Origin of the sequence: Burkholderia sp. AU16741 (genome assembly GCF_002223345.1) — a bacterium.
Lineage (GTDB): Bacteria > Pseudomonadota > Gammaproteobacteria > Burkholderiales > Burkholderiaceae > Burkholderia > Burkholderia sola.
This window is the reverse complement of the sequence record NZ_NKEZ01000003.1, coordinates 345,693-358,404: the sequence shown is the minus strand read 5'-3', so window position 1 is coordinate 358,404 and position 12,712 is coordinate 345,693. Positions and strand designations below refer to the sequence as shown.

General features: G+C 63.8%; 8 protein-coding genes and 1 pseudogene. 6 read left to right on the top strand and 3 right to left on the bottom strand.

Translation table 11 applies throughout. The features are described 5' to 3' along the window. The first annotated feature begins 209 nt into the window (after positions 1 to 209). Genes CFB89_RS04000 through CFB89_RS03980 form a run of 5 tightly spaced genes read left to right on the top strand, consistent with a single transcriptional unit; the run spans position 210 to position 5,646 of the window. Positions 210 to 1,466, top strand: a complete 1,257-nt coding sequence (locus CFB89_RS04000; protein ID WP_089466826.1) for a lipopolysaccharide biosynthesis protein — start codon at positions 210 to 212, stop codon at positions 1,464 to 1,466. After that, a complete protein-coding gene (locus CFB89_RS03995) occupies positions 1,463 to 2,287 on the top strand; it encodes a glycosyltransferase (protein ID WP_089466825.1) in 825 nt (274 codons plus the stop codon). Before CFB89_RS04000 ends, CFB89_RS03995 begins: the two co-directional genes overlap by 4 nt. Positions 2,288 to 2,338: 51 nt before the next feature. Beyond that, positions 2,339 to 3,475, top strand: coding sequence for a glycosyltransferase family 4 protein (locus tag CFB89_RS03990; protein ID WP_089466824.1), 1,137 nt, complete (start codon positions 2,339 to 2,341; stop codon positions 3,473 to 3,475). 14 nt (positions 3,476 to 3,489) lie between these two features. Continuing rightward, on the top strand, positions 3,490 to 4,512 hold the full coding sequence (galE, locus tag CFB89_RS03985) for a UDP-glucose 4-epimerase GalE (protein WP_089466823.1): 1,023 nt from the start codon (positions 3,490 to 3,492) through the stop codon (positions 4,510 to 4,512). Positions 4,513 to 4,539: 27 nt separating this feature from the next. Then, positions 4,540 to 5,646: a glycosyltransferase gene (locus CFB89_RS03980; RefSeq protein ID WP_089466822.1), complete on the top strand. Its 1,107-nt coding sequence runs from the start codon at positions 4,540 to 4,542 to the stop codon at positions 5,644 to 5,646. 93 nt (positions 5,647 to 5,739) lie between these two features. Here the strand turns inward: CFB89_RS03980 and CFB89_RS03975 are convergent, their stop codons facing one another. Beyond that, positions 5,740 to 8,106 carry a protease pro-enzyme activation domain-containing protein gene (locus CFB89_RS03975; protein WP_144030058.1) on the bottom strand — a complete coding sequence of 789 codons (2,367 nt, stop codon included), beginning with the start codon at positions 8,104 to 8,106 and terminating at the stop codon, positions 5,740 to 5,742. A 677-nt stretch (positions 8,107 to 8,783) separates the two neighbouring features. Here CFB89_RS03975 and CFB89_RS33970 point away from each other — a divergent pair. After that, a complete protein-coding gene (locus CFB89_RS33970; RefSeq protein ID WP_144030057.1) occupies positions 8,784 to 9,686 on the top strand; it encodes a sulfotransferase family 2 domain-containing protein in 903 nt (300 codons plus the stop codon). A gap of 99 nt (positions 9,687 to 9,785) precedes the next feature. Here the strand turns inward: CFB89_RS33970 and CFB89_RS03970 are convergent. After that, positions 9,786 to 11,680: pseudogene (locus tag CFB89_RS03970) on the bottom strand (polysaccharide biosynthesis protein). Between the two features lie 12 nt (positions 11,681 to 11,692). Beyond that, complete coding sequence (locus CFB89_RS03965) at positions 11,693 to 12,709, bottom strand: glycosyltransferase family 4 protein (protein ID WP_089466820.1); 1,017 nt, start codon at positions 12,707 to 12,709, stop codon at positions 11,693 to 11,695. Positions 12,710 to 12,712 lie beyond the last annotated feature (3 nt).

Sequence of the window (12,712 nt, the reverse complement as noted above, 5' to 3'; positions counted from 1 at the left end):
TGTCTGGCTTGGCTGGCCGCCTCTCGCCGGTGCCGCGCATGATACAGGCGCCCCGTAAAACAGGGAGCGGAACGGCTGGAGCGGTCGCGATCCCACTTATAATCGCGGGTTTTGATGACGCGCATATCGCCCATTTTAATGCCTAGCCGCTCCGCCGCCGCCCACCCGCCGCTTCCGGCCGCCTCCCGCGCGCGCCGCCGCCGCCGCGCATGCTGAAGCGCTTCGGCAACCCGGACGTCGCGAAGGCCGTCGCGAACCTCGTCTGGCTGGGGCTCGAACGGCTCACGCAGATCGGCGTCGCGATCGCGATCAGCGGCCTGCTGGCCCGTTATTTCGGGCCAGATGTGTTCGGCAAATGGCAGTATGCGAATACGCTTCTCCTGGTGCTGGCGCCACTCACCTGGGTGTGCGGCGCGGAAATCCTCGTCCCGACCATCGTCCAGCGCCCGTCGCCCCAGCTCGGCGCGGTGCTCGGCAGCGCGTTCGTGCTGCGCATCGCCGTGTCGGTCGCCGCGCTCGCCGCGACCTGGATCGCGATCGCCGCGGGCGCGTTCGACCCGCTGGTCGGCGCGATGCTCGCGGGCCTCGCGGTCACGATGGTGTTCCGCGAGCCGTTCGTCGGCGTGATCAACGCGTGGCTGCAGAGCATGACCTACAGCAAGCCGCAGCTCGTCACCAGCATGGTCACCGCGCTCGCGAAGGCATTGCTCGTCTGGCTGCTGGTGCGTGCCGCCGTCGGCCCTGCCCGCTTCGCGTGGCTGTGGGCGCTGGAAGCCGCCGCGATCGGCCTCGCGCTGCTGCTGTACTACCGCCATCGTAACGGCGGCGCGCTCGGCTGGACGTTCGACACATCGCTGTTCCGGCACTTTGCCACGGCCGGCACCGTGTTCTGGCTCGGCCTCATCTGTATGTACCTGTTCCTGAAACTCGACCGCCTGATGCTCGAGCGCCACGTGTCGTTCGCCGATCTCGGCCGCTATTCGGCCGCGCAGCAGCTCAACGAGAACTGGATCACGCTCGCGCTGATGCTCGCGCAGACCATCGCGCCCGCGTTCGTCTACCGCGTGCAGGACGTCGCGCGGCTGCGCCGCAACATCGTCCGGCTGATCGCGATGACGGCCGGCCTGATGACGGCCGGCGCGCTCGTGCTCGACGCGGCCGCCCCGCTGATCGTCGGCAAGGTGTTCGGCCGCGGCTACGAGGCGTCGGTCGACATCTTCCGCTGGGCCGTCTGGCTGTCCGTGCCGGCCGGCATCGAGGCGATAGGCAATCTTATCGTTCTCAAATATCAAGCAAAATTCGTGTTGCTCACGAAATGGCTGCTCGCGCTGGCGATCGCCGCGCTCGTCAACCTGTTCGCGATCCCGCGGCTCGGCCTGTACGGCGCGCTCGTCGGGCTGGCGGCCGGCTACCTCGCCGCCGCCGCCGTCAACTTTTATTACATCCGTTTCAAGCTGCGAACATGACGCCCCCCGATTGCCCGCCCCCGCTCGACGACGTGGCCGTGCTGATGCCGGCCTACAACGGGCACGACGACGTCGTCCGGACCCTCGCGTCGTTTCGCGAGGATGCGCGCGTGCACGTGCTGATCGTCGACGACGGCAGCACGCCGCCGATCGTCGCGCCCGACCTGCCGGGCCTGTCGATCGACGTGCTGCGCATGCCGCAGAACGGCGGCATCGAACGCGCGCTGGCGGCCGGCATCGACGCGCTCGCCGCGCGCGGCTTCCGCTATGCGGCCCGCATCGATGCGGGCGATCTCGCCGCGCCGCAGCGCTTGGCGAAAGAACGTGCCTATCTCGGCGCCCACCCGCGCGTGGCCTGCGTCGGCATGTGGACGCAGGTCGTGTCGCGCGCCGGCGAGCCGCGCTTCATGCTGACACCGCCCGCCGATCCGCGTACGCTGCGCCGCACGCGCTTCCTGCGCTCGCCGCTCGTGCATCCGTCGGTCATGTTGCGCATCGACGCCGTGCGCGAGGTGGGCAACTATCGGGCGCAGTACCGCGCGGCCGAGGATCTCGATCTTTTTTTACGGTTAATGCAACGCTACGATTGCGCGAACCTGCCGGAACTCGGCCTGTATTACGAGCTTAACGAGGGCGGGATCAGCGCGACCAAACGCCGGCGCCAGCTGGTGTCGACGCTCACGCTGCTGTTGCGCCACTTCAACGTGCTGAACCCGTACGACTGGGCCGGCCTCGCCAAGAACCTGCTGCATTTCGTGACGCCGTACCGTACGCTGCAGCGCATCAAGCAGACGCTGTTCGCCGCGCGGCCGTCCGCCTGACGCGCATCCGGCCCGCTCGCCCATTTCGACGCTTTATTTTTTCTTTTTTTCATGTCCGCCACCTCCCCGCTGCGCATCGCGCTCGTCTGCAACACGGCCTGGGCGATCCATACGTATCGCCACGGGCTGATCCGTGCGCTCGTCGCGCGCGGCGCCGAGGTCATCGTGATCGCGCCGCACGACCGCACGGTGCCACTGCTCGAGCAGATGGGCTGCCGCTACGTGGCGCTCGCGATCGCGTCGAAAGGCACGAGCCCGCGCGAGGATCTCGGCACGCTCGCCGCGCTCGCGCGCCACTACCGCGCGCTGCGGCCCGATCTCGTGTTCCATTACACGATCAAGCCGAATATCTACGGCTCAGTGGCCGCGTGGCTCGCGCGCGTGCCGTCGATCGCGGTGACGACCGGCCTCGGCTACGTGTTCATCCAGAAGAGCCGCGCGGCGAGCGTCGCGAAGCGCCTGTACCGGTTCGCGTTCCGCTTCCCGCGCGAGGTGTGGTTCCTGAACCGCGACGATCTCGCGACCTTCACCGACGAGCGCTTGCTCGCGCATCCCGAGCGCGCGCGGCTGCTGCACGGCGAAGGCGTCGATCTCGAACAGTTCTCGCCCGTGCCGCTGCCGGGCGGCGACGCGCCCGTCTTCATCCTGATCGGCCGGCTGCTGTGGGACAAGGGCGTGCGCGAATACGTGGAAGCCGCGCGTCTCGTGCGCGAACGCTTCCCGAACGCGCGCTTCCAGTTGCTCGGGCCGCTCGGCGTCGACAATCCGAGCGCGATCGGTCGCACGGACGTCGACGCGTGGGTCGACGAAGGCATCGTCGAGTATCTCGGCGAAGCGCACGACGTGCGCCCACATATCGCGGCGGCCGATTGCGTCGTGCTGCCGTCGTACCGCGAAGGCGTGCCGCGCACGTTGATGGAAGCATCGGCGATGGGTCGCCCGATCGTCGCGACCGACGTGCCGGGCTGCCGCGACGTCGTCGCCGACGGCGAAACGGGCTTCCTGTGCCGCGTACGCGACAGCGCGAGCCTCGCCGAACAACTGAATCGCATGATCGCGCTCGGGCCGCAAGGCCGTGCGGCGATGGGCGTACGCGGCCGGCACAAGGTCGCGGCGGAATTCGACGAACAGCAGGTCGTCGAACGCTACAGGGAGACCATCCATTCGTTGACGGGATTCACACTCTGAAGGAGCGCATCAGCATGACCGCTAAAGGCACCATCCTCGTTACCGGCGGCGCGGGCTACATCGGCTCGCACACGGCCGTCGAGCTGCTCGACAACGGCTACGACGTCGTGATCGTCGACAACCTCGTGAACAGCAAGGCCGAATCCGTGCGCCGCATCGAGCGGATCACGGGCAAGACGCCCGCGTTCCACCAAGTCGACGTGTGCGACGAAGCCGCGCTCGCGAAGGTATTCGACGCGCACCCGATCACCGGCACGATTCACTTCGCGGCGCTCAAGGCCGTCGGCGAATCGGTCGCGAAGCCGCTCGAGTACTACCAGAACAACATCGGCGGCCTGCTCGCCGTGCTCAAGGTCATGCGCGAGCGCAACGTCAGGCAGTTCGTGTTCAGCTCGTCCGCGACCGTGTACGGCGTGCCCGAGCGCTCGCCGATCGACGAATCGTTCCCGCTCGCCGCGACGAACCCGTACGGCCAGTCGAAGCTGATCGCCGAGCAGATCCTGCGCGATCTCGAAGTCTCGGACCCGTCGTGGCGCATCGCGACGCTGCGCTACTTCAACCCGGTCGGCGCGCACGCGAGCGGGCTGATCGGCGAGGATCCGGCCGGCATCCCGAACAACCTGATGCCGTACGTCGCGCAGGTCGCGGTCGGCAAGCTGGAAAAGCTCCGTGTATTCGGTTCGGATTATCCGACGCCGGACGGCACCGGCGTGCGCGACTACATCCACGTCGTCGATCTCGCGAAGGGGCACATCGCCGCGCTCGACGCACTGGCCAAGCGCAACGCGAGCTTCGTCGTGAACCTCGGCACCGGGCAAGGCTACAGCGTGCTGGAAGTCGTGCGTGCGTTCGAGAAGGCGTCGGGCCGGCCGGTGCCGTACGAACTCGTCGCGCGCCGTCCGGGCGACATCGCCGAGTGCTATGCGAATCCGCAGGCCGCGGCCGACATCATCGGCTGGCGTGCGACGCTCGGCATCGAGGAAATGTGTGCCGACCACTGGCGATGGCAGGAGGGCAACCCGCGCGGTTTTGTATAATCCGCTGTCCATTTTTCGAGCGATCCCATGCTCAGCTTCGCGTCCGGCTTCATCGTCTCCTTGCTCGTCACGCTGTTCATCGTGCGCTACGCGCACCTTCACGAGAAATTCTCGATCGACAGCGACCTGGCCGGCGTGCAGAAATTCCACGTGCGGCCCGTGCCGCGCGTCGGGGGCATCGGGATCCTCGCCGGGGTCGTCGTGGCCGCGCTGGTGCTGTCCCGGCGCTATCCGACGATCTCCTGCAGCATTCTCGGGATCGCCGCGTGCGGGCTGCCGGCTTTCCTCTCCGGCCTCGTCGAGGACCTGACCAAGCGCGTGTCGCCGCGCGCACGGCTGCTCTGCACGATGGGCGCGGCCGCGCTGGCGTTCTGGCTGCTGGGCATCGCAGTCAAGCGCATCAGCGTGCCGCCGCTCGATTTCCTGCTCGGCTACGTGGCCATCTCGGCGTTCATCACGGTGCTCGCGGTCGCGGCGCTCGCGAACGCGATCAACATCATCGACGGGTTCAACGGGCTCGCATCGATGGTCAGCTTCATGATGTTCGCGTCGCTCGCGTATGTCGCGTTCCATGTGAACGACCCGGTCGTGATGTCCGCGTCGATCATCATGATGGGCGCGGTGCTCGGCTTCTTCCTGTGGAATTTCCCGGCCGGGCTGATCTTCCTCGGCGACGGCGGCGCGTATTTCATCGGCTTCATGCTCGCGGAGCTCGCGATCATGCTCGTGATGCGCAACCGCGAGGTGTCCGCGTGGTATCCGGTGCTGCTGTTCATGTATCCGATCTTCGAGACCTGCTTCTCGATCTACCGGAAGAAGTTCATCCGCGGGATGTCGCCGGGGATTCCGGACGGCGTGCATCTGCATATGCTCGTGTACAAGCGGCTGATGCGGTGGGCCGTGGGGACGAAGCACGCGCATGATCTGACGCGGCGGAATTCGTTGACTTCACCTTATCTGTGGCTGCTGTGCCTCGTCGCGGTGATTCCGGCGACGCTGTTCTGGCGGCATACGGTGCATCTGTTCGTGTTCGTCGTGCTGTTCGCGCTGACGTATGTGTGGCTTTATCTCAGCATCGTCAGGTTCAGGGCGCCGCGGTGGATGGTGGTGAGGAAGGAGCGGCGGGGGCACTGAGGAGCCGCGGCCGGCGTGTTGCCCGGCTCGCGCAGCCCGCCGCCGGGAACGGCGGCCGTGCGATATTCGGTCGCGAAGCGACGAGTGAAGCTGCTAGGCACCTGCTGTATTCGTGCTCCAGCGCGGCAGCGGCACATAGATCACGACGTTGCCGTCGTCCTGAACATAAGTCGCCGCGCCTGAATTGCCGCTGGTGCCGGAATACCAGAGCGGGACCCCCGTCGGACTGTAGACGACCAGATTGCCATCCGTTTGCATCGCCGCGAATGCGCCCGGATGACTATACGTACCGGAATTCCATTGCACAACGCCCTGGCGGAGCAGCACGAGATTTCCGTCTCCCTGCATGATCAGCACGTTCGCACCATTGCCTGAAGTAAAACTCTGGCCACTGCCGAGGGCAACACCGCCCTTCCATACGGCCGGGCCGGCCGGGGAGTTCGCATATCCGCTGGAAGCGGTCGATGTGGAGAATACCGGGACGAATGATCGGTAGATCACCAGATTGCCGTCGTCCTGCACGACAAGAAACTGGCTGTAGGACGTGCTGCTGGTCGCCGAGTTCCACAGCACATTACCGCTCGCGCCGTACACCACGAAGTTGCCATCGCCTTGGAAGGCGGCATACGCGCCGGGATTTCCGTAAGTGCCTGAATTCCACACCGCGGCACCATTGGTCGTGTTGTAAAGCACGAGGTTGCCGTCATTCTGCATGACCAACTGATGGCTTCTGGAACCCGAATATGCGATTTGCCCCGGCCTGAGCGTCGTACCTTGATTGATCACACCGCCGTAAATCGCCGCTGTCGGACCACATATCGCAGAATACATCGCGCTGACGTTCGGCGTGCCCCAGCCGGTCACGAAATCCCATCCCGAGCCTGCACCGTATGCGCCGTTCGATCCGTAGGTGATATCGCGAAAGATCGACGGCGTCTTGACCTGGGCGCTGTACAGCGTGGGCGCCGCAAAACCAAGATTCGTTGCGCAGGCCCCGGACAGCATGCGCGCCCAGGTCGCAGCAAACAACGGCGCGGACAGGCTCGTCCCACCCATTATCACGAGTTGTCCGCCCGCGACGACTGCTTCGCCGCTGTTCGGATCGGCGTCGAACGCGATGTCCGGCATGCCCCGAAAAGCGCGCCCCTTGAGCGCCGGAACATTCGACTGCCACGATGGAATCGGCTCGATACCGCTAATGCCGCCCCCACTGGAATCCCAGGCCGTCTCGCCTGCATAGCTGCCGTTCCCGTTCGTATAGAGCGTCGTGCCGCCAACGGCCACTACATACGGTGACGTTGCGGGATATTGCACCGATGTGCCACTGCAGCCGTATGCCACGCTGCCTGAATCGCCGGAGCTGACCGAAAAAGTCTGCCCCTGCGCGACGGCGAGTTGGAACAACGTGTCGATGACCGCCGTCGGCGCCCAGTTCTCGCACCCGCCGATCGACATGTTGATGACCCGAGCAGTGTTGTCGGTCACGGCGCGATTGATCGCCAGCGCCATATCGCTCCAGGCAAACGACCGCGCAACGTAGAAATTCAGTTGCTTGAGGCCGCCGGACATCCCGACGATGGTCTGGCTATCGAGCGACCATTCCGTGGTTGCGCTCGTGTCCCCACTCGACAGCCCGGCATGAATCACGGAAACGGGTACGGCAGGCAGGTGGTTATTGCTTTCGAACGTCGCCAAGTCGATGACGGACTGCGTCACGTCTCCTTCGGCAATGATGCCTACTATGGTGTTCACCGCCGCCGGGGCACTGCCGACGGAATAGATGCGGGGAAAATCCGTCGGATTGTGACCCACCGCGACGGCGGAAGTCGTCGGCGATGCGTTCGCGGTCGGCGCGACGGCGGCATCGGAAGCGCGTACGAAATTGGGGTGCAGGCGGGTCGCGGTATCGAGCCCGAGCACCCCTTGAACGACACCGCCGATCGCATTGGGCACCGTCTCCGGGGCGGTATTGATATGCGTGCTGGTGCCGTCCGCCATCGCGACCGGTACGAGCGTCGTCTGAAACACGCCCGATATCACGCCGGCCGGGGCATCGGCTTCGACGATCATGTTGTTGCCGGCCACGCTGATGTTCGTGAAGCCCTTACTTGCCAAGTAAGTCTTCACGGTGGCGACCTGGCCTGCGCTGGGTGCGTATTGTGCGGCGACCTGCGCGGAGGTCAGCACGGCCCCGAAACTCGCGCTTCCCGGAGTTCGCGCTTGCTGCAGAAAGCGGTTCAACCCGGCTTCGTCATTCAGCTTGAGCACCAGCACAACATGGACCGGCGCCGTCGCGCTCATCGGCGCGGCGCCCACCACGTTGCCCGTGGCCCGCAGCGCCGATAGTTTGACCGCCTGCGCAGAAGTCGCAGCCGGACCAGCGTCGTCGCCGCCGCAGCCTGCCAGCGCGAGCACCATGAGCGCCGCGCCTATTCCCCTGACAAGTTGTTCCGTTTTCATCGAATTGGTATGGACCGTAGAGCCTCGTATTTGGCTGTTCGCCTTTTTTCTTTACGGCAATCGCACGGCTACCTTGAGGAAAACATAGGAAGGAATCGGTCGGTAGTCAATTGAATGCAGCCGGGTGGAACGCGGGGTGGAATAGAACAGGATGATCCGTACCCGAAATGGATGGCAACGCCGCGCGTGCATCCGCCGACGCCGAGATACAACCGGCGATCGGCATTCCGACACCCGGCGGCGCAGACCCGCCGCATTCCCCTGATCACTACGCACATGAGTCGATCTTGCCCGCCGCTAGTCGACCGAGCCATTCGACACTTTCCGCGGCGCACGATCCGGAGTTTGGCAGCCGGTGTGCGGGTCGCCGTATGGTTTCACTCCAGACGCAGTTGGTGGGAATTCGATCCCGATCGTGTAAGCGAAAAAACGGGAGACGGATCAGGGCCCACCCGAGATCCGCGATCTCGAACGGCTCACTCATATCGAGGACAGCCGCTGCGGCCCGTCTGCGATGCTGGTATTGTGGCAGCCGCATTTCGTTGTCGATAAACTGACGCCCGAACATAGCCGCGCCTGTGGATCGATATGCCCCGCCGGCCTTGTACTTATCGCGAGTCATCGTGAAGAAACCGCCTCTCCAAGGCGATCATCGATAGATCATCTTCGACTAAATCGTGTTCGACTATTTCACTACGCCCAGATTTCAAAACGAGCCGCGCAACGGCGAGAAGTCGCTTGCGGTCATGCATATCCCGAAAACGGCAGGCACATCAGTAGTCACCGGCATATCGCAAACCTTGCAAACGAATGACGAAGTTCGAGGAATCGATCGACTACTGCTCGGCGCATTCGATCGACTTTCGGAGTTCGATGATGAGGTTGCACGCACGATTCATCTTGATGAAAGCAAGATGCCGGAATCGAAGCTGATCATGGGCCACTTCTCTTATCACACTTTGACGAGTCGATACCCTCGCGCCCAATTACTGACTTTCCTTCGTGAGCCGTTATCCCGCCTGATGTCTCATTGGGTGTACTGGCGATGTATGTCGGACGAATATCTTGTGCGGTGGGGAAGTTGGCGAGATTGCATCAAACTATCGCGCGGCACCCTTAAAGACTTCCTGACGGATCCACGCATTGCGTGCCAAACGGACAATCTGGCCACACGCATGCTATTGTGGCCGGACGAGCGTATCGGCAATGATTCGTTCATCGCCCGCGATCAGGAGCCCAGATTACTGAAAGATGCACTGAACCGGCTCAACTCAGTCGCTTATAGCGATATTATCGAGAATCCTCAGTTCCATCAAAATTTGAGTCGATGGTTTAACACCGATCTGCCGATGATGCATCTTAATCCAACTGCACGCGTGCCGGAAAATATGCGAATTCGTCTCGACAAGGAACTCGATCAAGAGACTCTGTCATTGCTGGATGACCGGTGCAGGCTCGATGCGAAACTCTGGTCCCTGCTGGCGATACGTCGACTCCCCAAGGGCGCGAATATACCGTCGCTCCAGCGTCAAATCACCATGCGAGCAATTGCACGATACGGGGCACTACTAGCACCGTAACGCCAGGTTGCATCATGTGTTCGATGCATGTCGCCTTCCTCCAGGAACGATTGCAAAAATGGATACGGTGGCGGTCGTGCGTGGAGGTATGCGCGGTCGCTATCCTCGCGCGACGGACTTCGGCGGGAACAACGCTGATACGGTTTGAAGGGCAGGACTTGCGGCCGCCTGATATTCCGGCACCCAGCGCCGCAGATCGCGCCGCACCTCGTCGTCGCTCAGCACGCGATTCTGCATCAGCCACGGCAGCAATTCATCGAGCAGATGATCCGGCACTTCGCGTGCGCGCGCAATCCGCAGCTTCGGATGCGGCGTACGCGTCGTCGTTTCATCATCCGCGAGCAGTTCCTCATAAAGCTTCTCGCCCGGCCGCAGGCCCGTGAATTCGATCCGGATCTGCCCTTCCGAAAGCCCATACAGGCGGATCAGATCACGTGCGAGATCGACGATCTTTACCGGCTCGCCCATGTCGAGAATGAAGATTTCTCCGCCATGCCCCATGCTCGATGCCTGCAGCACGAGTTGCGATGCTTCAGGGATCGTCATGAAAAATCGCGTGATCTCGGGATGCGTGACCGTCACCGGCCCCCCCCCTTCGCGATCTGTTGCTGGAACTTCGGAATCACGCTGCCGGCACTGCCGAGCACGTTACCGAAACGCACGGTCTCGAACTGCGTGCCGCCGCTCGTCTGCTGCAGCGCTTGGCAGGCCATCTCGGCGAGACGCTTGCTCGCGCCCATCACATTGGTCGGATTGACCGCCTTGTCGGTCGAGATCAGCACGAAATGACGCACGCCGTGACGAATCGCCGCGCGCCCGACGCGATACGTACCGAGCACGTTATTGCGCAGCGCCTGCCACGCGTTGTGCTCTTCCATCAGCGGCACATGCTTATACGCTGCCGCATGGAACACGATGTGCGGCGCATGACGCGACATCACTTGATCGAGCAACAGCGAATCCTTCGCGTCGCCGATGATCGGCACCACTGGCTGATCGGGAAAACGCTCGCGCAACTCTTCTGTCAGCCTATACATCGCGTATTCGGACAGGTCGAACGCGACGAGTTGCGCCGGCGCAAAACGGAGAATCTGCCGGCATAGCTCCGAGCCGATCGACCCGCCCGCACCCGTCACCATCACGACGCGGCCGCGCAGCAACGCCTCGACGTGCGGTGTGTCGATCGTCACCGCGTCGCGGCCGAGCAGATCCTCGAGATCGATGCTCCGTACCTGTGACAGGAAGCCCTGCCCCGGCATCAGCGCGGTCAGCGACGGCAGCACCATCGCTTTCACACCGGCGCGCACGCACAGTGTCGCAACCCTGCGCTGCGTCTCGACCGATGCCGACGGAATCGCGATGATCGCGTATTCGACCTTCAGCGCGTCTGTCCAGTGCTTCAGGTCATTGAAAGAGCCGAGCACCTTGTAACCGTAGATCTCGCGCCCCTGCTTGGTGACGTCGTCGTCGAGCAAGCCCACCAGACGCCATTCGCCCGAACGCGACAGTTCACGCGCGAGGCTCGCGCCGGCGGTACCGGCGCCGAGCACCAGCACGGGCTTGCCCTGCCCGACCAGCCCGCCGTACAGGTAGAACTCCTTCGTCGCGCGGTACAGCGCGCGCGCGCCGCCCATCGCGAGAAACAGCATCAGCGGCGAGACGAGCAACACCGAGCGCGGAATGATTGGCGACGGCTGGAACATCACAGCCCCGATCATCACGATAACGCCACCGCCGACGACCGCTTTCGAAATGCGCATCAGGTCGGGCAGGCTCGCAAATACCCACAGCCCACGGTACAGGCCAAACAGGTGGAACATCAGCGCGTAGACCGGCAACACCCACACGAGCGCCATCAGCGCGCCGCTCAGGAAATCAGGCGGAACGCTGCCGTTGAAACGAATGAGATAAGCGAACAACCACGACGCGACGACCGCCGTCAGGTCAAACAGGAAAGCGCTCAGCGAAAGCCATGATGCTTTGGATCGCAACATCGGCGGGAGACCTCAAGAGTTATTTTCGGCGGCGGACTGAAACCGGCGCCAACGCATGTCGATCACCAATCCGAGACATGCCAGGACGCCGTACCACGCGAAGAACGACAGCCACTGCTGCAGTTCCGCGCGGTCCTTTGCCCACACGGCGACGATTATGCCTGCGAGCATGATGAGGTACCAATAAAGAGCGGTCCGGCGGTGACCTACGCCCGCCCGGACCATCCTTTGATAATAGTGCTCGCGGTGGGCTTGCCAGAACTTTTCGCCACGTAACAGACGTCTCAAAAGTGTTACAGATGCGTCAGCAATAAAGGGCGCGAACACTAGGGCTGGAAACCAGATCGGCCAGACGCTCGTACGCCAGCCCCAGTAGCCGAGCGCGCCGGCCAGGAAACCGAGCGGAATGGAGCCTGCATCGCCGAGAAACAGCCTCGCCGGATGGAAGTTAAGTAGCAGAAAACCGAACGCGGCGCCTGCGACCGCCGCGCCCGTCAAGGCGAGATCGGGGGACGGATGCGCGCCGGTCGCTGCAGCGGCCGCGTACGCGCCAAAGCCGAACAGCGCCATGCCGCCCGCGAGGCCGTCGGCGCCGTCCATGAAGTTGTACAGGTTCGTGAGCCAGACCATCACGAAGCCGACGCCGACGAGCAGCCACCACGGCGCATCGGCCGGATAGACCGCGATCAGCACGACGACGGCCGCCAGGTGCACCGAGAACCGCACGCGGGCCGGTAGCCCGCGTCGATCGTCGATCTGCGACATCGCGGCAAGCGCGGCGGCGGAGACTGCGATCAGCCACAGGTGCGGCGCCACCGCCAGCAGCGCGACGATGCAAACCGGCACGATGCCCCAGCCGCCGACGCGCGGCGTCGGAAGCGTATGGAGCGAACGGTCGTTCGGGATGTCGGTGGCGAGGCGCCAAGCGAGGCCGGTCGCGAGCAGCACGCGCAGGATGGCCGTCGATGCGATGGCGGCGGCCAACGCCACCGTAACCGCCAGGGGGCACGCGAATATCGGGAAAGGCATATC